A 20,364-nucleotide genomic window follows, 5' to 3' on the forward strand; every position below is an offset into this window, starting at 1 on the left:
CGGTCACCTCAGGTCATGCACTGAATGACTTCCCTCCTGCGGCGCATCACCCACCTCCCATGGCGCCGTGAATTCAACGGTTGGGCGCGCAGCGATGGCGTGACCTGGGTCTACATCTTCAAAGTCCTGATTGCGGCTTTTCTCACCTATTGGCTGGCGATGCGTCTGGAGTTGCCGCAACCGCGTACGGCGATGATCACCGTGTTCATCGTTATGCAGCCCCAGAGCGGGCATGTATTCGCCAAGAGTTTTTATCGCCTGCTCGGCACGCTGGCGGGGTCGGTGGTGATGGTGTTGCTGATGGCCTTGTTCGCGCAGAACAGCGAGCTGTTTCTCGGCAGCCTGACGCTCTGGGTGGGCCTATGCTGCGCCGGTGCTGCGCGTTATCGCAACTTTCGCGCCTATGGTTTTGTGCTCGCCGGCTACACCGCCGCCATGACCGGCTTACCCGCCCTGGCGCACCCGGAAACTTCGTTCATGGCGGCCATGTGGCGGGTGCTCGAAATTTCCCTCGGCATTGCCTGTTCGACACTCGTCACCGCCGCGATCCTGCCGCAAAGCGCCGGTGCGTCTATGCGCAACGCGCTGTATCAGCGCTTCGGCGTGTTCGCCGCGTTCGTCAATGATGGCCTGCGCGGTACCACGGATCCGGCGGCGTTCGAGGCCCATAACGTGCGCTTTATCGCTGAGGCCGTAGGGCTGGAAGGTTTGCGCGCGGTCACGGTGTTCGAAGACCCGCACATGCGACGGCGCAACGGTCGTCTCAATAGATTGAATAGCGAATTCATGACCCTCACCACGCGCTTCAACGCGCTGCACCAATTGCTGGAGCGGCTGCGTAGCCGGGACGAAACGGTGGTGCTCAATGCGATAGAGCCGGGACTCAAGGCGCTGGTGGACAGGTTGACGCCATTTGCCGACCGGCCGCTGATCGATGCGGATGCAGCGGTGTTGGCCCGCCAACTGAGTGCGTTCAAGAGCGAGCTGCCGGAACACGTGCGTTCGCTGCGCGCCGAGTTCATGAGGCATGCGCCAAGCGATGATCAGCAGCTGGATTTTCACACCGCCTACGAGCTGCTTTATCGCTTCGTCGAAGACATGCATGACTACGCGCAAACCCATGCCTCACTGGCGGATCACAACCATGAGCGGGAAAAGTGGGTCGAACCGTTCGTGCCGAAAACCAACTGGATGGCGTGCGCGGCATCCGGCATCCGCGCCACCTTCATTCTGGGGGTGATGTCGGTCTACTGGGTGGCGACCGCCTGGCCGAGTGGCGCCACCATGACGATGGTTTCTGCGGCGACCGTCGCGCTCTCTGCGACCACGCCAAACCCGCGACGCATGGCGTTTCAGATGGCATGCGGTACGGGATTGGGGGCCGTGCTGGGCTTTTTCGAGACGTTTTTCGTGTTCCCGCAGATCGATGGTTTTGCACTGTTGTGCATGGTGCTGGCGCCGGTATTCATGCTCGGCGCCTTTCTCACCTCGCGCCCTCAGTGGGCGGGGTATGGCCTGGGTTTGTTGATCTTCTTTTGCATCGGATCGGCCCCGGACAACCTGACCGTCTACAACCCATATGCATTCATCAACGACTACATCGCCATGGTCGTCGGCATGCTGCTGTGCGCGGCGGCGGGGGCGATCATTCTTCCGCCCAACAGTCGCTGGTTGTGGTCGCGGCTTGAGGATGACCTGCGTCGGCAAGTGGTGTTTGCGATCAGTGCGCCGCTGCGCGGCATGCGCTCGGGCTTCGAGAGCCGCACGCGTGACTTGATGCATCAAGCCTACGGTCTGGCGGCGGGGCGGCCCGAGGTGCAGCGCAGTGCGTTGCGCTGGATGTTCGTGGTGCTGGAAATCGGTCAGGCGATCATCGAGTTGCGCCGCGAGCAAACGCTGCTGCCGGTGCACCCCAGCTACGCCGAATCGCAGCACTGGCGTCAGGCGATCCGGGCCATGGGGCGCTCGCTGATCCGTCTGTTCATACAGCCCGATGGCAGCAATCTGTCGCGTAGTTTGAGGGCCGTCGACCATGCGATCAATTGCGTGGCGCATACCGATGAGCCCTTCGCGCCGCACTTCGACACCTCGCCGCTACGCCGGGTCAAAAGCCACCTGCATTTCATTCGCACCTCGCTGCTCGATCCGCAATCGCCGCTCGCCGCCTACGCCCCTCACCACGAGCCGCAAGGACTTCTGCATGCCCCGTGAAATTGCTTTCAATGGCGTTTACATGCCCACCGTGACAGTGATGTTCGTGGTCGCGATGGTCATCGCCTGGGCATTGGATCGGCTGATGGCCGGGTTCGATCTGTACCGTTTCTTCTGGCATCCGGCGCTGCTGCGTCTGAGCCTGTTCAGCTGCATTTTTGCCGCCATGGCGCTCACTGTTTACCGTTGAGGCTCGTTGCTTGAGATGAAAAAGCTTTTCAGTCTGATCGCTACGTTGTTGGTGCTCGCGTTGGCCCTGTGGTTAGGCCGGTCGTTATGGGTTCACTACATGGACACGCCCTGGACCCGCGACGGACGGGTACGTGCCGACGTGATCAACGTTGCCGCTGATGTGACCGGCACCGTGGTCGATGTGCCGGTGCGTGATAACCAGCAGGTAAAAAAGGGCGATCTGTTGATGCAGATTGATCCCGAGCACTATCAGTTGGCGGTCAAGCAGGCGCAGGCGCTGGTTGCCTCGCGCAAAGCGACGTGGGAGATGCGTAAGGTCAACGCGAGCCGCCGTGCGGACATGGACAATCTGGTGATATCGGCCGAAAGCCGGGAAGACGCCTCCAACGTCGCCAGCTCCGCTCAAGCCGATTACCAGTTGGCCCAGGCGCAACTGGAGGCCGCCGAACTCAACCTCAAACGCACCCGCGTGCTGGCCGCGGTCGATGGCTACGTCACTAACCTCAATGTGCATCGGGGCGATTACGCGCGCATCGGCGAGGCCAAGATGGCGGTCGTCGACATGAATTCGTTCTGGGTTTATGGCTTCTTCGAGGAGACCAAGTTGCCTCACGTGAAGGTGGGCGATCCGGCAGACATGCAGCTAATGAGCGGTGAGGTCATCAAAGGCCACGTCGAAAGCATCGCCCGCGCCATCTACGACCGCGACAACCCCGAGAGCCGCGAGTTGATTGCCGACGTCAACCCGACGTTCAACTGGGTGCGACTGGCGCAGCGCGTGCCGGTACATATCCATCTGGATTCCGTACCGGCGGGCGTGGTGTTGGCGGCGGGGATCACGTGTACGGTGATTGTGAATCCTGAAACGGCCCGTTCGACGTTGTAACGCCGGAACTGTAGGCGCGCCCTTGCCCGCGATTGCAAGGTTCCGACGCTGCATTTGTATCGGATGTACTGGCCAATCGCGGGCAAGCGCGCTCCTGCAGGGAATAGGGGTTGGCCGGGGTTTTTACAGCCTGCCGTTCAGTCCGAAGCGCTTGCTCAGTATCCGATCCAGCAAGCCCTTGGGCAGCAAGCGCTCCAGCAATGGCAACGCGCGGCTGCCATTGCCGGACCTCAGCAGACGTGGCGGTTTGGCTTTTTGCACGGCCTTGAGCACGTCCTGCGCGAAATGGGCGACAGGCGTCGGGTTGTTTTGCGAGGCGTTGGCGCGGGCGAGAATGCTGTCCCGTAAAGGCCACCACGCCGAGCCCTCATGAATGACCTGCTCGGCTTCGCGCCTTGCGGTATTGGCGAATTGTGTGTCGATGGCGCCGGGCTGCACTTCCATTACCCGGATGCCGAAGGGTGCCAGCTCAAGGCGTAGCGCCTCGTTCATCCCGTGCACGGCGGCTTTGGAAGCGCAGTAAGCGCCAGCAAAAGGTGTCACCAGCACACCCGAAACGCTGCCGATGTTGACGACCAGTCCTTTGCTGCGGCGAAGGGCCGGGAACAACGCGCGCGTCACGCCGACGATTGAGAACACGTTGGTTTCAAATTGCCTGCGGATCGCTTCCACACCGCCGTCGAGTAATGGACCGATACCGCCATAGCCTGCGTTATTGATCAGCACGTCGATTGTTGTGTTGTGCTGCTCAAGTGCAGCCACTAGCCGGTCAATCCCCGCTGCGTCATTGACGTCCAGTTCTATACCGGTAAAACCCGCTGCGCTGAGTTGGGCAACGTCTTCAGATTTACGTGCTGTGGCCCAGACGCTGTAGCCGGCCGACTTGAAAGCGTCGGCCATGGCGCGACCCATGCCACTGGAGCAACCGGTAATGAGAACAACGGGCATGCCGTGATTTTCCTTGCGTAGAGCGGTGTTGGAGGGGCAATCGATGCGTTAATCCGAAAACTTGCCCTGCAAGCGTTCGGCACGAAACTCCAGCGTTTGCGGCCGGTAGCCTGCGCGCAGTGGCGGCAGCGGCAGGCAATCCTGCCATTGACTGCCGGGCAGCAGCTCGCCCGGGCCTCGGTAGCGCGGTGCGGTGTAGGTGTCTTCAGCGAGATTGACGGTGTCGCCCGGTGTGTACGCGGCCACTTTCCAGCGCAATTCACTCAACGCCACCTTGTTGCCGTTGTCGATCAAGACCAGCAACGGCCGACCAATCGGGCACTGCTGCGGCGCGTAGTCCATACGCAATTGCAGCCGTTCAAGGCGCTGTGCGTCGCGGCTGTCTTCCCACACCACAAACAAGGCGACCAGCCCCAGGCCCAATGCCGCCGCCAGTGAGACCGGCAACGCCTTGGCCGGATAACGCAAAAGCAGCACAAGCCAGGTGAGCAAAAGTATGGCGCCGAAAATCATGGGAGTGCGTCCGAAACGGGCAGATGTGGGCATCGTACCGAAAGGGGAGAGGTAGACCAAATCTATGAGTGCACATGGGCACTGTTGGAGGCTTGCCCGTGAAGCTGACACCGCCAATCCCGGATAAGCGTAGCTCGGGCAGTCGATTCGCGGGCAAGTCTCCAACGCGACGACTGTTATCGGCGCAGCACAAAAAAAGCCTGCGCCAGCCCTCTGCGTATGGGGTAAACGCAGAGGGTCGGCGCAGGCCGGAGTTACTCGTGGGCTGCGAGAATCAGCGCGAGATGGTCTGGGTTTTTACGCCCGCCTCTACGCTGTTGTTGGAGCGGCCATAGACGTCTTCGAAGCGTTCGATGTCGTCTTCGCCCAAGTAGCTGCCTGATTGCACTTCGATGATTTCCAGCGGGATCTTGCCTGGATTGCGCAAGCGGTGGACCGAGGCGATAGGGATATAGGTCGACTGGTTTTCGGTGAGCAGGAACACGTTTTCATCGCACGTGACCTGAGCCGTACCCGACACCACGATCCAGTGTTCGGCGCGGTGGTGGTGCATTTGCAGCGACAGGCTGGCACCCGGCTTGACCGAAATGCGCTTGACCTGGAAGCGGCCGCCCATGTCCACGGAATCGTAAGAGCCCCACGGACGATAGACTTCGAGGTGGTTCTGGGTTTCGCTGCGGCCTTGCTCGTTCAGCGTGTTGACCATCTGCTTGACGCCCTGAACCTTGTCCTTGTGGACGATCATCATGGCGTCTTTGGTTTCGACCACGACGATGTCGTCCAGGCCGATCACCGACACCAGTTTGCCGTTGCCGTGGACCATGCAGTTGCGGCTGTCCTGCAGAATGACATCGCCTTTGGTGACGTTGCCGTTGGCGTCTTTGTCGTGCACGGCCCAGAGCGAAGCCCAGCAGCCGACGTCGTTCCAGCCTGCCGAGAGGGGTACTACGCAGGCGCGTTGGGTTTTTTCCATCACTGCGTAGTCGATGGAGTTGTCCGGGCACTGCGCGAAGGTGGCCTCGTCGATCTCGACGTTACTGCCTTCCCTGGTGCTGCGCTCAAGCGTCAGCAGGCAGGTGTCGTAGATGTCCGGATCGTGCTTTTTCAGTTCTTCCAGGAAGCGGCTGGCGCGGAACAGGAACATGCCGCTGTTCCAGTAGTAACCGCCTGCTTCGACGAATTCTGTGGCGCGTTGCTCGTCGGGTTTTTCGACGAATTGCGACACGCGGCTCACGCCCTCGGGCAGCAGCGCATCAGAGGTGGATTTGATATAGCCGTAGCCTGTTTCCGGTTTGGTAGCCGGGACACCGAACAGCACCATTTCGCCGCGTTCAGCGGCAACGGTAGCGAGAGCCAGCGCACGTTGCAGGGCTTTTTGGTCTTCGATGACGTGGTCGGCCGGGAGCACCAGCATCAGCTCATCGCGACCTTCGTTGGCCAGCATCATGGCGGTCAGTGCAACGGCGGGGGCCGTGTTGCGACCGAACGGCTCCATGATAATGCCTTGAGTCTCCAGCTTCAGAGCGCCCAGCTGTTCGTTGACGATGAAGCGGTGATCCTTGTTGCAGACCACGATGGGTTGCTGAATGCCTTCGAACACCAGGCGCTGCAGGGTCTGCTGGAACAGGGTGTGTTCGCCGGTCAGAGCCAGGAACTGTTTCGGGAACTGTTTACGCGAAAGCGGCCAGAGTCGGGAACCGCTGCCACCTGACAAGATCACTGGAATCATTTTGTTTCTCCAATAGCAAAAGCGTTCGAATGGGCTGTACGTCGGTCTGTCGTTTCGTCTTGCTTATTGTTGTCCTGCATCGGTCGGCGCCCTCTTGGCAACAAGGCCTGGCATCGACCGTATATATCGCTTCTGCCGAAGGCCTAAACCTGAGATCGAGGTGTGTCTGAATCACCTCGTTGACTGGTTTACTGCCGCTTCGCGCCAGATCGTGGGCAAGCCCTACTCCTCCGGCCTCCGGCCAGAATCAGAAGCCGTCTGCCAGAATCAGAAATCGCTTATCGAGTCGCTGTCGGGCGCTTTACCCAGACTGGCGACAGGCTGGTGCCGCTGCCGGTGACATACAGCACGGCGGCTTCGCCACGCTCCAGTGCAACAGGCTTGACGTCGCTGACTTTCTTGTCGCCTTCGTACAGGGCCAGGCTGACCTTGACCGGGTTGATTTCGCGCTCGCCGGTGCCTTTGGATTTAACGGCTTCCACGACATTGGTCTTGCCGTCAGCGGTTTTCAGGGTCAGTGACTTGTCGCTGAGGTTTTGCAAACGCACCAGGGACTTCTGCTTGTTCTTGAACGGTGGTTCTTCGATCAACTGCGGAGCGCCCGCAGTGTTGTTGACGATGGTGTAGTAGTGATCACCCGCCAGTTTCACCGGCAGCGTCTGGCTGCCGATCTTGGCGCTGTAATCGCCTTGTGGCATGAAGCTGAAGTCACTGCTGGCCAGTGGGCCGACTTCGCTTAAGTTGGTGTTGCCGACGCTGGCGCTGACTTCAGCGTTGCTGGCGTTGTAGATACGCACAAAGGTCGAGCCTTTCGGTGCAGTGGGGCCGTAAAGCGCGGAGTCACCGGCAAATGCGTGCAGTGACACGAAGCCCAGGCTGGCCGCCAGGACACAGGTTTTGAGCAGGCTGCTTTTGTTTTTGCGAGCAGTCGTGTGAGCTGGGTGCTGTAAGGTCATTTGGGTAGTCCTCTCAGTTTTGCGCCCGGCTGGGCGACTCGGAGTTAGCGGCGTTTTGCGCCAGATTTTGTTGCGGATCACGCGCCTTTTTCAGTTCGGCGATCCACTTCGGATCGAACTCGCCAAGGTCGTTGTGAGCAGGCAGGTAGCGCTCCGGGAATTCCCAGATCAGCACCTGCGGCGGGCTGCTTTTGAAGGCGTCGGTCTGCAGATACTTGAGCATCGGCAAGATCGGGCCATGGCCGTCTTCGGCATAGTTGACGACGTCACTGTGCAGCGCCTGTTTGAGGGCGCCTGCGAAGTTCCAGTTTGGGTTGGCGCTGTAGCTGGTGCCTACCAGACCGACTGCCACCTGGTTGTCGGCAAACAGTGCATCGCCGCTGTCCGTCTGTGTCTCGGCAGGGTTGGTGCTGCGCTGTTGCAGCTCATCGGGCTTGGGCAGCAGGTTGGTGAACAGCGGGTCCAGCGGCAGGAAGTTGGTCAGGTCACCCTTGTACGGTTCCGCTGCCTTGGCTTCGGTGACGAAGGTCTGCGGATCGCCATCTATCGGCGTCTTGGCAGCAATCGCTGCCCCCAGTTGCTGCGCGACCACTTCGGCGCCCATCGGGGTCCAGTGAGTGTCGGTGCGCAGGAACACCTGACCGTTGTTTTTTGCGGTTTCCAGTGGCGCGAGCAGATCGGGGGCAAAGATGCCGGCCTGACTCACTTGCGCATGGAATTGTTGATACAGATCGGTGTGCAGCGTTGCCGGCGTGTTGCGGCCGATGTGCTCCGGATAAAGACGGGTCTTGGCCGGAATGATCGCCAGCACCAGTTCAGTGCCTTGTGTCTTCAACTGGTCGCGTACGCCCTGGATCAACGCCAGATTGTCCGCTTCATTCTGTTCGCTGTTGGCCACTGCATCGAACTCTTCGTCGGTGTAGAGCCACTGGTCTTTGCCCAGCACCACGCCGGGACGGCCTTCGTTGAACAGCTTGTAATCCATCGCAGCCCAGAGGTTGGTGCCCAGACGCTTGATCGGAAACTCTTCGTCGTAGTGGGTCTCGACCGCTTTGGTCCAGCGGCCGTTGAGGACCGTGGTTTCCTGCGACGTCGAGAAGCCGCTGAAACTGCGCAGCGACCAGATTCCCAGTGCCAGCAGGACCGCCAGAAACAGCGCGATGTAGAGGATTCGTAATGAACGGGTCATGTCAGGCTCCTCAGAACTGGAAGTACAGGAACGGCGAGAAACTGGCCGCCGAGAGTTTCAGAATCGACGCCACGAACATCAGCAGAATCAATCCACGCATGACGTAGCGAGACCAGTCCAACGTCCAGTAGGCCGGCTGTACCTGCGCTTCGACGCCCACGGTGTAACCCGGCTGATGGATGCTGCCCGGCTTGTCGCCCGGCACGGCTTTGATCATCCCAGGCTGCGCGGTTGCGGGGCTATCGGCTCGAACATCGCCGCCGGCTTGCACAGGCTTGTCGCGGTCGGTCTTCAGGGGCGCGCGGTTCTGGTAGAAGTCGCGCAGACCAAAGAACGCCAGCGTGATGTACGCGACGATCAGCGTTGCCACTTGCAGGCCTGTCAGGCTGGCCTGGTTGAGTTCCGAGAGCTGCCATTCGCCGAAGCTGAACATCGCGCCGTACATGCGGCCGGCGACGTGCAGGTTTTCCGAGCGGAAGATCACCCAGCCCATCACGACCAAAAGGAAGGTGAGGGCCCAGCGCACAGGATTGAAGCTGTGTGGCGTGGTGTTGATGCCCAGCGCTTTTTCAATCGCCAGCCAGAGGCCGTGCCACGCGCCCCAGACGATGTAGGTGATGTTGGCGCCGTGCCACAGGCCGCCCAGCAGCATGGTCAGGAACAGGTTGCGGTAGGTGGCGATTTTGCCGCTACGGTTGCCGCCCAGCGTGATGTACAGGTAGTCACGCAGCCAGGTGGAAAGGCTGATGTGCCAGCGCCGCCAGAACTCTGTGATCGACTGGCTGATATAAGGCTGCTTGAAGTTTTCCATGAAGCGGAAACCCATCATCAAGCCGAGGCCGATGGCCATGTCGCTGTAACCCGAGAAGTCGAAATACAACTGCGCGGTGTAGGCCAGCGCGCCCAGCCATGCATCACCCGTAGTCGGATTCTGCAAGGCGAAGCAGTGATCGGCGACCACCGCCAGCGTATCGGCGATGAACACTTTCTTGATGAAGCCCTGCATGAACCGAGTGCAGCCTTCGGAGAACTTGTCCAGCGTGTGCGTGCGGTTGTTGAATTGATCGGCCAGATCACGGAAACGCAGCACCGGGCCTGCAATCAGGTGCGGGAAGATCGCGACGAATGCTGCGAAGTCGATCAGGTTGCGTGTTGCCGGTGTGTCGCCACGGTAGACGTCGATGATGTAGCTGATGGACTCGAAGATGTAGAACGAGATCCCGATCGGCAACAGCACGTGGGTCAGGATGAACGGCTCAAGGCCCACCGACGTCATCATTGCGTTGATGCTGTCGACGCCGAAGTTGGCGTACTTGAAGTAGCCCAGGATGCACAAGTCGACGACTACGCCGAGCAGCAGCCAGCGCTGCGCCGGTTTCGTCCGCACACCGGCTGCGCCCACCTTGAGACCGATCCAGTAGTTCCACAGCGTGACCGCTGCAAACAGTGCCAGGAAGTCCACGCGCCACCATGCATAGAACACGTAGCTTGCGATCAGCAGCAGCAGGTTGCGATAGCGTTGCCCGCTCAAGTAGTACAAGCCGAGAAATATCGGCAAGAACAGGAACAGGAACACGTTGGATGAGAAAACCATCCTTATCTCTCCGTTTGTCCAGCATCCAGGGGCCGAAGCCCCCCCAAACCCCCCAGCTCCAGAGCGGGGGAGGTAACACATGAAGCTTTGAACCTGTAGGAGCGCGCTTGCCCGCGATGAGGCCAGTACATCAGACACAGTTGTGTCGTCTGGAAATCGCTTTCGCGGGCAAGCGCGCTCCTACAAAGTCACACGCCCAGGTACATCAGGTGCCGTCCTTACGAACCGCCTTTCTCGCCCTTTTCATGCGTCGGGTCGTAGGTGCGGGTCATGTCGCCGCCGAGGCGGAAATTCTTGAAAGGCTGCATCTTGTGTTTCTGTTCAGTGACATCCGGGCTGCAGTCGTACAGCGAGCAGTACGGTTCCAACCAGGCGAATTTCATGTCTTTTTTCAGGTCCGTCATGTCCTGCTTCTCGCCACCGCGTGCGGCGAAATCATCGGAATCCTTGACGCCGGCCAGTACCCGGTCACCCAGACGTTTCAGTGCGCCGTTGTTTTCCGGGCGCAGATCCACGCCGTTGACCTGAGCGAAACTGGCGATCATCGCCAGCGGCGGCAACGCGTAGTTGTGGTAGGCGAGGGCGCGCTGTTTGCGCTTGAGCTCGTTGGGCAGGAACCCTTGCTCGTCAACCTGATTGGCGGCAACACGGAACTCTTTCACCGACCAGTCGAACAGGTCTTTGCGGTTGGTGGCGATAGACGTTGCCATCACCGACCAGGCTGCCCAGTACGAATGGTTGTTGGTTTTTTCCAGCGGCAGGTCGTTCCAGTCGCTGACCACCTGATCGGCCAGTTTGCTGAACCAGGCTTCAATCACTTTCGCGTCCTGCTGACGCGTGGCCAGCGGATGGGAGTCTGAAAACTTCAGGCGCAGATACGACGAGGCCATGCTGCCCAAGGCCCATTTGCGCATGGACTTGCCGGTGTGGTTGAAGTCTGTGGACTCCAGCGCATCGGCCTTGGCCCAGGTGGTCAGCAGATTCAGCGCGCAGTCGAGTTGCTCGGGACGGCCGTCACGCATGTATTGCATTACCACTTTGCTGGTGTTGCGCTCAAGGGTGGTGATGCTTTTCGTGGCATCCCTGAACGCTTGCTCCGAGTCCTTGTTCAGCGTGGCGCGGGCTTTGTCCGAGCCTTCGTATTTGCTGCGAAACACCAGTTTGTCGGTGTAAGGCTGCGGAATGGCTTCACAGGTGAACTTGTTTTCACCGGTCTTGAATTTCTCGATGCTCTCGTAATAGCCCTGCGGCGGCACGAGGGTCGCGGCGGCGCTGGCGCTGGTGGCAAATACTGTGGATGACAGCATGGCCAGCGAGAGGAGGGTGGGTAACATCATTTTTGGAGTGTGCATAAGAGCCTCATAACCCGGCTTGCGCGGTGCTACGCGCGACATTCGGGAACACGTTGCGTTTGCATACTTTGGCTTCGACTTGCTGTGGCGCAGTGCCCGCTTCGGGGCCCTGCACTTCCAGTGCGAGCAATTGCTGGTCAGCCCAGTCCTTGTCATCGCGCAGTTCGAAGGCGAAGCGCCCATCGGTATCGGATGTTTCAGGTTTCTCGATTTTCAAATCTTCATGGCGGCCGTTCATGTACCAGAGTCGGGCCTGAAGGGTCTTCACCGAGGTGTCGGCGAACTTGATATCGATCTGATTACTGCCGTTACGCACGTCCTTGATGCCGTTTTTGCCATTGACCAACAGCTCGTTGGTCCCAGGCTTGAGAGAGGTGCTGGTGCTCATGAGCGCCGGTTTGCCTTCGCAGCCGTTGTCCAGCAAGGACATCATCTGGCGGTAGATGGTCTCCTGATCCAGGCGGTACAGCGGCGAGAACTCCCAGATCAGAATCTTCGGCGGGTGTTTCTGGAAGTCTTCACTGCCCAGATATTGCAGCATCGAACCTTCGAGGCCACCGCCAGGGAAAGAGACATTCAGGACGTCGGCGCTCATGTATTCCTGGAGAAACCCGGCGAAGTTGTAGTTCTTGCCACTGTGGCTGGTACCCACGAGGGTGATTTCCGGGGTGCCGGAATCGCCGAACAAGTCGCCATCGGCGGCTTCGCCCTTGGGCTCGGTCTCGAACATATCCATGTACTGGATCGCGTAGCTGGAGTTGCACAATTGCCCGGCCATGTTGTGCAAGGTGCCTTTTTTACCCATGCGGCCAGAGATGTGGGACTCGAACTCACGCTTGGGAACACTGGCGAACTCCGGCAGCTTCTTCACCGACCCGGCGACGATTTTTGCGGTGCGCTGGGCGCCATAAGGGGTCCAGTGCTGGTCACCGCGGAAGTAGAAATCGTGCGCCTGCTGCTCGTTGGTCAGTGGCGACAAGTCCGGCACGGTGTAGCCCATTTTTGCGAACCTGCCGAGCATCGCCTTGTAGTTTTTCAGAGCGGTGTCGTAGTCGAACTTGTCGCGTTCGGCCGGGAACAATTTGTTGCGATCCACCAGGCCACGCGTTGGCTGATAAACCACCACCAGTTCGACGCCTTTGCTCTTGAAGGCATCGTGCAGTTCTTTCATCCGCGCATAGCCTTCAGGCGTGGTATCGAACTCGGTGCGCAGGTCTTCCTTGGTCCGGAACAGCCAGTCGCCCTGGGCCTGGACCAGCGTGGTGAAGTTCTGCTGGTAGCGGGAAACGTAGTTTTTCTCGTCATGCGCTTCCGGGCAGAGGTTGCAGCAGGGCTCGGCCTTGAAGGCGGGCAGGGCTGTATCGTCGGCGTAGGCATTACCCGCAGCGAACATGGCTGCGGCAAGGCCGGAAAGGCTGAGAAACTTGATCAGTTGAGCGTGCATAAAAAATACCTTCCTCAGTCCCGCAAGTCTGTCTGACGTTCGACCGGGTCGATCAATACGGCTTTTTGTTGGCGCACCAGCAGGTCGAGAATCTCATCCTGACGATCACCCAGCACCCCGTTGAACGTGATGCCGCTGGCCTTGGTCGGCGACAGCATCGCCACCTTGTACAGCTCGACGCTGAGCGGCGAATCGATGAACAGCGGGCCGGAACCGTTGGAGGCCAGGTTGCCGCCGACCATGATCAACGACACTTCGGCGTCGAACGGATCGAGCTTGATATCGCGGTCGGTGTCGCCGAGGTCCTTGATGTGGCCGTACACGCCCATCAGGCCGTTGCCCATGGACAAGTTCTCGTACAGCTTGATGTTCACGCTGTTACGCACCCGGATGCCGTGGCGTTTGTTGGCGAATACGTGGTTGCCCCAGATCAGGTTGTCACCGCTTTCGTACAACGTGATGCCGTCTGCGTGGTTGCGGTAAATCTCGTTGTAGGCCACCAGATTGTTCACGCTGTTACGGTCCAGCACGACGCCTGACAAGTGGTTGTCGTAGCTCTTGTTGTTGAAGATGAAACTGTCGTTCACCTCACGGGAAATGATGATGCCGTGCTTCTTCCTGGTCCCGTAGACCGAGTTCTCGGCGATGATCAGGCCGTATGAACGGTCGTGCGGGTCGATGCCGTAGACGATGTTGTCGCGGTAGGTGCTGCCCTTGACAACGAAGTCACGGGTTTCGTAGCAATAGAAGCCGTACCACATGTCAGAGAATTCGGAGTTGATGATCCAGCCGGTCGGGTCCGGGCGGTTCATCGCCGCTTTCATGTTGGGCGTGTACTGGGAAATGCTGATCCCGTACGACTTGCTGTTGCTGTAACCCAGACTCGCCACCTTGGTATTGACGATGTAGGTCTGGGTGCCGCCCCACGAAAGCAGGAACGGACGAAACTCCTTGGCTGCCTTGTAGGTCGACGGACCGTTGGCTTTTTCGCTCCAGCCGGTCACTTTGGTGTCTGTTATGAACAGCAGGTTGTCGTTGACGATGAACGCACCGGCCTCTTGGGACAGGCGCAGTTCCTGGGTCTTTTTGTCGACTTCCAGAATGCCTTTTTTGCCCACCACAATTGGCAGGCGTGCCACGAATACGCCCGGTGATGTTTCGCTCAGGTACTGGTTAGGCACCTTTTTGGCAAGATCACGAAGGTTCATGTAGCCGTCGTCGATGAAGATGGCTTGAGGGATGCCGTGCTGACGCGCCACCCACTCGGCCATCTTGTTGTCGCCGCCGATGAATTCCTTGAGCGAGTCTTCCTGCATCATGCGCTTGATCGATACCTTGCCCGCTTTGCTGCGCACGATCTTCTTCTCTACCGCCTGTGCGGTGTAACCCGACAGGTCCGGCAGCGTGGGCTTGTCCATCATCAGTGGCTCGCTTGGCGGGCTGCTGATGGTGTAGTTCTTGGCTTGCTGCAGGCCTTTGACCACGACAGGTTTGCCGGCCTCTTTGGTGGCTGCAGCCGCAGGTGCTGACGGCACGCTGTTGGCTATGGCAGCAGTGCTCGCCAGCAGCAAGGCGCTGCTCAACACTGCGCTTTCGAGCAGGGCGTACGCCCATGCCCGTTGACGCAGACTGCTTGGTTGACTATTCATCTCATCGCACTCCCTTCGCGGCTTGCATCAGAAGCGCCAGATGACGTCGACGATGGCACGGTGCATGTATTCGTCCACACCGTTGTGATACGCATCGCCTGGCTTGAACACGCCTGCGCGCAGACGCACCAGCGCCGATGGCTCATCGAACGACTGGCTGACGGAGGCGGGCAGCAGACCCTGCTTGAAGTACTTGGTGACGACCAGATCCATTTCCTGACCCAGATCCTTGCGCCCGTCTTCCAGCGGCAGAGAGTCGAAGTTGCCAGTGCTGATACCGTTGGCATCGACGTTGTCGCGAGCCGGATTCACGCCTGCGCCGCCGATGCCGGAGTGGCCATCGACCCGGCGAAACTTGTGGTAGATCAGCGACGCGTCGTACTCGTCGCGCAGTTGCCAGGAGGCGAACAGGGAGCCGGATTCCACGTTGGCCATTTCGCCCTGGAAGGCTTCACCGAAGCGATGAACCCGCGAGCGAGTACCGGTCCAGTTGGAGCGATTACTCTCCAGGCCGTTCTGCTCATAGTTTTTGCTGGCGCGTGAATAAGCGCCGCCGACCTGCCACATCGGATCAAGACGGAACCGCAGGCCCAGATCACTGGCCCAGCCGTTTACGTTGCTCTTGTCCTTGGCGCCGGCCAGATACTGATCGGTGGTGGCGGCGTAGGCAGCGCCGATACGATCGCGGTTGCCGTTGAGCCAGGTCACGCTCCCCCAGTAATTGATGGGGTTAGTGTTGCGATAGTTGTAGGCGTCGCTGTTGGCTTCAAGGCCCAGCCAGGTCAGATCACCGGTCGAAGTCTTGTCCAGATCGTCCAGCACTTCGCCCTGGTTTTTGAGGCTGCCGTCGTCGTGGCTGTAATGCCCGCGAATGCCCGCCCAATGCCCCGGCGTCCACTGGTAGCTGACGTCGCCATAGAGGTGCTGGCGATCTTTGTCCTGCGGATCAAGCTCGGTCAGGTCGGTGCGGTATTCGCTGAAACGCTGCGCGGCGCCGACTTCAGCCTTCAGCAGCGTGGTGTCGAATTTCCAGTCCAGCGCTTCGATGTTGACGTCGTGCCATTGGCCATCGTCATTGCGCAGGCGCTGACGACCGAACTTCAAAGCTTCACCAGGGTAGGGCGTGAAGCCGCTGTAGCCGACCCAGAACTCGCGCAGTGCTGCGTAGCTGTCAGAGACCTTGCGGCTGCTGGCAGTGCTGCGAGCGCGCTGAGTGCTCTGGCCGCTGCTGTCGGTCTGTTCCTGTTGCAGGGGGTCGGTCTGGATGGTGTCGGTGGCCGTGACCACCTGGCCCATCGCGTAACCGCTCCAGGCGCCCCACTGGCCATACATCCACGGGCGAACGTCCAGGCCGATGCCGTTGACGTCGCCGCCCTCACGGGTACCGAGGTCGCGATCATCTTCCGCCTGGCCGGTGAGCTTCACTTCAATGCCGAAGTTCTTGTCTTCGGTGAGGGCGGCGAGCGTCGGAGTTGCCCAGATCAGGGAAAAACCCAAGCCCAGGCCAGCGGCCATCAAGGGTTTCAGTTTCAGCTTCATAGGGGTGCGTCCTCGCCGTCTTTTTCGGGTTGCAGGGCTTGCATGGCCAACGCGTTCCGAGCGCTCGCGCCGCGCACCTGCTGCTCTTGTTGGAGCAGGCGTTGCGCGGTGGCACGTTGCTCCGACGGCAATTGATCGTTGAGTTGTTGCGCCAGGTCGGTGGCCTCAGGTGTGCCCTGGGCCAGCGCCAATTGACCAAACACCCATGCGTTTACAGGGTCTGGCTTGATGCCCTTGCCTTGGGAGAACAGCTGCGCAATCGCGAAGTCGGCGCTGTTCTGCCCACCGCGCGCAGCGGTCAGCAATTGGTCGACGGCTTTTTGCGGGTCCGGGTTGCCCAGATAGCCACGGCGATAAAGCTGCCCCAGGTAATAGTGGGCGGACAGTTGGGTGGCAGCGGCTTTTTGCAGATGCTCTTCAGCTTTATGGGCGTCAGGGAGCACCATTTTGCCTTCGTAATACAGGCGGCCCAGCAACAGTTCTGCGCGGGGTTGGTCGGCTGCACGGCCGTTGTCCAGGTATTCCATCATCTTGTCGACGTCACCCAGTTCCGGGTAGTCGTAGAGCAGTTGCGCCAGGCTCACCCATGAAGCGGGATAGACCGGTGCGACTTTCTCGAGCAATTGCTGCGAGGTTTTCTCGTCAGGCTTGCCCAGCGTCGCGTCGGACAGCACACGCGCCATGCTGTCCACGCGCTGTGCGGTCACGGCACCGACTGAATAACCCTTTTGCAACTGGTCCAGCAAATCTGCCTGCTTGTCCGCCGCGCCTTGCTTCTGGTAGACGGTCGCCAGCTCGACATAGCAGATGTCGGTGGTGTTGAGCGCCTGTTTGCAGATGCTTTCCACTTCCGCCAAATGCTGGTCGTAAGTGCCTTGAGTGCGATAAAGCAGTACTTGAGCCAGGCCCGCTTCAGGATAACCTTCGGCGCGCCACTGACTGATCTTCTGTTGCGCATTGACGCTCGGGAAGCTGTGCGGGTATTGCAGATAAAGCATGGCCAGCGGAATCAACACGCCCTGTTCGCCGTTGGCAAAGGCTTGTTTCAACAGACCTTCAGCCTCGTGCTGCTCGGCTTCGGTGGCGTTCGGCTTGACAGCCAGCAGCTTGCCCAGACGCGATTGCGCGCGCGGGGAAGTCGCAGCGGCAGCGCGATAAGTGGCCTCGGCCTGCTTGATCAGTTCAGGGTCGCGCGTGCCAACCTGAATGTCAGCCAGACCAACCTGTGCATCGCTATAACCCAGGTCCGCCAGTTGCCGATAGTTTTGCTCTGCGACCGCGGTGTCTCCGCGCTTCAGGGCTTCATTGGCCAGGCGTTGATCGGGCAGACCGACGCAGCCGCCGATGCCGATGGCGATCGCCAGGCTCAATAACGTAGGGGCTGACAAGCTTCGTAGTGGGCTAGCCATGTTTAGAGACCTGCGGCCGTGGCTTTGTCGATCAGCCAGTTCAAGGACGGGCCTCGGTCGCTCACCACTTCAACAGGGCGACCTGCAAGGCTGCTGCTGATGGAGTCATCAGGTTTGATCTGGACGCGAATGTCTGAAGACAGATCCACCGGGTTCAGGCTGGCGGCGCTGACAATCTGACCGCCGTGGGTGCCTGGCTCGCCGGCGACCTGGAAGTTGACGCGGGCGCCAGGCTGGACATCGGCGAACTGGCGATACGTGAAGCGGGCATCGACATTGGCGGCGACGTTGCGTGGCGTCAGCTGGAAGATCACCTGGCCCTTGGCGGCGTACTGACCGTCTGCGACCAGTTGCTTGCCAACTACGCAGTCGCAAGGGCTGGTGAGGGTGCCTGCCATCTGGCGACCGAACAGTTCTTCGATCTTGGCCGGCTGCATTTCATCAGGGTCGAGGTTGCCCTTGAGCATTTCCAGCATGTTGGTGGTGAACGACGCCAGCGGAGCACCCTTGGCGACGCCACCGTCCGCGCCAACCAGGCTGGTCACGGTGCCTTCGCGTGGCATGGTCACGTCCATGGTCGGGACGCTGACAAGCCCTGCGGTGGAGTGGCTCACGAAGTACATGCCGTACACCGACTTGAACACAAAACCGAACGCCGCCAGGCCCACGATGAAAATACCGGCGCTGAAGGTGACTGCGCGCAAGCGACCAAAGGCGCTCATGCCGCTGCCGCCGTCTTTCACTTTGCGTGCTTTGGTGAAGTTGTCGCGCTGCAACGTGGCGAGCACTTCGCCCATGCTGACGACTTCCCCGCTCAGGTGCGAGGTGATCAGGTGGCGCAGGGTCGAGATGTCTTGTGTATCGAGGTTCTGGAACTGCGCGCCAACGCGACCGGTGGCGCTGTCGAACGAGCGCACCTGAATCTCGACGTCCATCGCCAGACCCAGGTTGTCGATGACGAATTGCAGGCGACCTTTGTACACCTGGCCAACGGTCAGTTTGTGCTGGCCGACACTGAAGGCCAGACCGCCCGCAGAAAGGTCATCGACCTTGGCATCGACAGGGGTTTTGTCATTGCCCAGCAGGCGCAGTTTGGCTGGAATCCGGACACGGGCGTGCTGACGCTGGGCTTCGGATTCGTGTACGACGTTGGCATTCATGGCTGTGTTCATGGCGAGAGTTCCTGATTAATCGAATTGATCCATTGGTTCGGTCAAATGACCGTGTCAGACCATTGTCAGCAGCACGGCAACGAAGATGCTGCCAGCCGAAAACGTCATGGTCCGAGACGACCAGGTGTTGAACCAACCCTGGAAACTGGCCATGTCGCGGCTGAGCTTTGTGTCCTGTCGAGTCCAGGACTGGCGGTCAAGGCGGAAGAAGACGTAAATCTTCATCAGCGCGCCGACGATCTGGTTGTAATAAAGAATCACCGGATAAGCCGGTCCGATGGAGTGCCCGCTCAGCGACAGCAACAGTGTGAGAATCAGGCGGGTGATACCGATCCACAGCAGATAAACCAGCAGAAAGGCGAAGCCATATTTGAAGGCCGCGATCATCGCGACGGTCAGGCCCAGGATCGAGGTCCACATCGACACGCGCTGGTCGAACAGCACGATGCTGGTAAACACACCGAGACGATTGACGCCCAGGCCCAGAGCTCGAGAGTTCTGGCGCAGGTTGTTGCCATACCAGCGATACATCAGTTTGCGGCTGGCCTTCAAAAAGCTCTTTTCAGGTGGATGCTCAACCGTGTTGATTGCCGCGTCCGGTACATAGAAGGTGTCGTAGCCAAGGCGCATCAGGCTGAACCAGCTGGACTTGTCGTCGCCGGTCAGGAACTTGAAACGGCCCAGGCGCCAGTGCTGCAGCGAATCGCTTTCAACGTCGGCGATGAAAGCCGGGTCGGTAACAACGGTTGCGCGAAACACTGACATGCGGCCAGTCATGGTCAGCACGCGCTTGGACAGGGCCATGGAGCACATGTTGATGTGGCGCTGGGCAAAACGCAGCTTGTGCCATTCGGCCATGATGTAGCCGCCGCGTACTTCGCAGAACTCGTTGGTGGTCAGGCCGCCGACATTGCCGAACAGCTGGAACCACGGAACCGTTTTGCGTACGACGCCTTCGCTGAGCACGGTGTCGCCATCGACAACTGCAACTACTGCGCGGTCGTCGGGCATGTGCCGCGATATCGCCCGAAAGCCGAAGGCCAGCCCGTCACGTTTGCCGGTTCCTGCGATGCGCACGAAATCCAGCTTCACGTGGTCAGGCGGGTTGTGCTTGGCCCACAGCGCCTTGACCAGCAGCTCGTCCGACATTTCTACCAGCGAGCACACCACGGTGGTGGGGAAGCCACACTCGATGGCCTCGCGGATCACGGAGCTGTACACCTGCGCGGTGGTTAGCGCGTCGATACGAAAACTGGTGACCATGAGAAACACATGGGAGGGATCAGCCGACTTACCCAGCTTGCGTACTTTGCGACGCAGGTGCGGGTAAACGATGTACAGAAATATCATGCCCCGCACAAAGTGCGTTGCGCCCATCGAGTAACGCCAGATACCGACGATCCCGATCAGGAAAATGAAGTCCTTCGATTGCGAATCGAAGATGCTTGCAGGCAAAGCCAATGCGATGGCGGCCAGCAAACTCAGATAAAACAGCCAGCCGGCGGCCTGGAGCAGGCCGTGCTTGAGACTTTGCATAGTGTGCATCCCTGAGTCAGTTGCAAACTCAAGCCGCAAGCTGCA

16 protein-coding genes are annotated in these 20,364 nt (G+C 59.7%); 3 read left to right on the top strand and 13 right to left on the bottom strand.

The annotated features are described in order from the left end of the window. Positions 1–24 precede the first annotated feature (24 nt). The 3 genes from OYW20_RS05420 to OYW20_RS05430 are packed head-to-tail and all read left to right on the top strand — an operon-like array spanning position 25 to position 3,289. On the top strand, positions 25–2,211 hold the full coding sequence (locus OYW20_RS05420; RefSeq protein WP_268799699.1) for an FUSC family protein: 2,187 nt from the start codon (positions 25–27) through the stop codon (positions 2,209–2,211). Then, positions 2,201–2,401: a DUF1656 domain-containing protein gene (locus OYW20_RS05425; protein ID WP_268799700.1), complete on the top strand. Its 201-nt coding sequence runs from the start codon at positions 2,201–2,203 to the stop codon at positions 2,399–2,401. Before OYW20_RS05420 ends, OYW20_RS05425 begins: the two co-directional genes overlap by 11 nt. A gap of 15 nt (positions 2,402–2,416) precedes the next feature. Continuing rightward, positions 2,417–3,289: an efflux RND transporter periplasmic adaptor subunit gene (locus OYW20_RS05430; protein ID WP_268799701.1), complete on the top strand. Its 873-nt coding sequence runs from the start codon at positions 2,417–2,419 to the stop codon at positions 3,287–3,289. A gap of 123 nt (positions 3,290–3,412) precedes the next feature. Here the strand turns inward: OYW20_RS05430 and OYW20_RS05435 are convergent, their stop codons facing one another. The 13 genes from OYW20_RS05435 to alg8 all read right to left on the bottom strand — a co-directional run bounded on the left by OYW20_RS05435 (position 3,413) and on the right by alg8 (position 20,319). Then, positions 3,413–4,237, bottom strand: a complete 825-nt coding sequence (locus OYW20_RS05435; RefSeq protein WP_268799702.1) for an SDR family oxidoreductase — start codon at positions 4,235–4,237, stop codon at positions 3,413–3,415. 48 nt (positions 4,238–4,285) lie between these two features. Beyond that, complete coding sequence (locus tag OYW20_RS05440) at positions 4,286–4,750, bottom strand: multidrug transporter (protein WP_268799703.1); 465 nt, start codon at positions 4,748–4,750, stop codon at positions 4,286–4,288. A gap of 274 nt (positions 4,751–5,024) precedes the next feature. Continuing rightward, on the bottom strand, positions 5,025–6,479 hold the full coding sequence (locus OYW20_RS05445) for a mannose-1-phosphate guanylyltransferase/mannose-6-phosphate isomerase (RefSeq protein ID WP_268799704.1): 1,455 nt from the start codon (positions 6,477–6,479) through the stop codon (positions 5,025–5,027). Positions 6,480–6,757: 278 nt separating this feature from the next. After that, entirely contained in the window at positions 6,758–7,435 is a 678-nt protein-coding gene (locus tag OYW20_RS05450) for an alginate O-acetyltransferase AlgF (protein WP_268799705.1), read from the bottom strand. A 13-nt stretch (positions 7,436–7,448) separates the two neighbouring features. Continuing rightward, a complete protein-coding gene (locus OYW20_RS05455; RefSeq protein WP_268799706.1) occupies positions 7,449–8,624 on the bottom strand; it encodes an alginate O-acetyltransferase in 1,176 nt (391 codons plus the stop codon). A gap of 10 nt (positions 8,625–8,634) precedes the next feature. Continuing rightward, positions 8,635–10,218 carry an MBOAT family O-acyltransferase gene (locus tag OYW20_RS05460; RefSeq protein ID WP_268799707.1) on the bottom strand — a complete coding sequence of 528 codons (1,584 nt, stop codon included), beginning with the start codon at positions 10,216–10,218 and terminating at the stop codon, positions 8,635–8,637. Between the two features lie 218 nt (positions 10,219–10,436). Continuing rightward, complete coding sequence (locus tag OYW20_RS05465) at positions 10,437–11,570, bottom strand: mannuronate-specific alginate lyase (RefSeq protein ID WP_268799708.1); 1,134 nt, start codon at positions 11,568–11,570, stop codon at positions 10,437–10,439. Positions 11,571–11,577: 7 nt separating this feature from the next. Continuing rightward, complete coding sequence (locus OYW20_RS05470; protein WP_268799709.1) at positions 11,578–13,014, bottom strand: alginate O-acetyltransferase AlgX-related protein; 1,437 nt, start codon at positions 13,012–13,014, stop codon at positions 11,578–11,580. 14 nt (positions 13,015–13,028) lie between these two features. Continuing rightward, entirely contained in the window at positions 13,029–14,663 is a 1,635-nt protein-coding gene (gene algG, locus OYW20_RS05475; RefSeq protein WP_268799710.1) for a mannuronan 5-epimerase AlgG, read from the bottom strand. A 27-nt stretch (positions 14,664–14,690) separates the two neighbouring features. Beyond that, positions 14,691–16,196 carry an alginate export family protein gene (locus OYW20_RS05480; protein WP_268801050.1) on the bottom strand — a complete coding sequence of 502 codons (1,506 nt, stop codon included), beginning with the start codon at positions 16,194–16,196 and terminating at the stop codon, positions 14,691–14,693. Between the two features lie 2 nt (positions 16,197–16,198). Then, complete coding sequence (algK, locus tag OYW20_RS05485) at positions 16,199–17,611, bottom strand: alginate biosynthesis TPR repeat lipoprotein AlgK (protein ID WP_268799711.1); 1,413 nt, start codon at positions 17,609–17,611, stop codon at positions 16,199–16,201. A 2-nt stretch (positions 17,612–17,613) separates the two neighbouring features. Beyond that, positions 17,614–18,783 (bottom strand): PilZ domain-containing protein, encoded by a 1,170-nt coding sequence (locus tag OYW20_RS05490; RefSeq protein ID WP_268799712.1) that lies wholly within the window; start codon positions 18,781–18,783, stop codon positions 17,614–17,616. 54 nt (positions 18,784–18,837) lie between these two features. After that, positions 18,838–20,319, bottom strand: a complete 1,482-nt coding sequence (gene alg8, locus OYW20_RS05495; RefSeq protein WP_268799713.1) for a mannuronan synthase — start codon at positions 20,317–20,319, stop codon at positions 18,838–18,840. Positions 20,320–20,364 lie beyond the last annotated feature (45 nt).

It is taken from the genome of Pseudomonas sp. BSw22131, assembly GCF_026810445.1.
Classification (GTDB): domain Bacteria; phylum Pseudomonadota; class Gammaproteobacteria; order Pseudomonadales; family Pseudomonadaceae; genus Aquipseudomonas; species Aquipseudomonas huanghezhanensis.

Excerpts from the sequence above, each read along its gene's own strand:
- OYW20_RS05420 (WP_268799699.1), top strand. The coding sequence starts at position 25 with ATGACTTCCCTCCTGCGGCGCATCACCCACCTCCCATGGCGCCGTGAA.
- OYW20_RS05425 (WP_268799700.1), top strand. The coding sequence starts at position 2,201 with ATGCCCCGTGAAATTGCTTTCAATGGCGTTTACATGCCCACCGTGACA.
- OYW20_RS05430 (WP_268799701.1), top strand. The coding sequence starts at position 2,417 with ATGAAAAAGCTTTTCAGTCTGATCGCTACGTTGTTGGTGCTCGCGTTG.
- OYW20_RS05435 (WP_268799702.1), bottom strand. The coding sequence starts at position 4,237 with ATGCCCGTTGTTCTCATTACCGGTTGCTCCAGTGGCATGGGTCGCGCC.
- OYW20_RS05440 (WP_268799703.1), bottom strand. The coding sequence starts at position 4,750 with ATGATTTTCGGCGCCATACTTTTGCTCACCTGGCTTGTGCTGCTTTTG.
- OYW20_RS05445 (WP_268799704.1), bottom strand. The coding sequence starts at position 6,479 with ATGATTCCAGTGATCTTGTCAGGTGGCAGCGGTTCCCGACTCTGGCCG.
- OYW20_RS05450 (WP_268799705.1), bottom strand. The coding sequence starts at position 7,435 with ATGACCTTACAGCACCCAGCTCACACGACTGCTCGCAAAAACAAAAGC.
- OYW20_RS05455 (WP_268799706.1), bottom strand. The coding sequence starts at position 8,624 with ATGACCCGTTCATTACGAATCCTCTACATCGCGCTGTTTCTGGCGGTC.
- OYW20_RS05460 (WP_268799707.1), bottom strand. The coding sequence starts at position 10,218 with ATGGTTTTCTCATCCAACGTGTTCCTGTTCCTGTTCTTGCCGATATTT.
- OYW20_RS05465 (WP_268799708.1), bottom strand. The coding sequence starts at position 11,570 with ATGCACACTCCAAAAATGATGTTACCCACCCTCCTCTCGCTGGCCATG.
- OYW20_RS05470 (WP_268799709.1), bottom strand. The coding sequence starts at position 13,014 with ATGCACGCTCAACTGATCAAGTTTCTCAGCCTTTCCGGCCTTGCCGCA.
- algG (WP_268799710.1), bottom strand. The coding sequence starts at position 14,663 with ATGAATAGTCAACCAAGCAGTCTGCGTCAACGGGCATGGGCGTACGCC.
- algK (WP_268799711.1), bottom strand. The coding sequence starts at position 17,611 with ATGGCTAGCCCACTACGAAGCTTGTCAGCCCCTACGTTATTGAGCCTG.
- OYW20_RS05490 (WP_268799712.1), bottom strand. The coding sequence starts at position 18,783 with ATGAACACAGCCATGAATGCCAACGTCGTACACGAATCCGAAGCCCAG.
- alg8 (WP_268799713.1), bottom strand. The coding sequence starts at position 20,319 with ATGCAAAGTCTCAAGCACGGCCTGCTCCAGGCCGCCGGCTGGCTGTTT.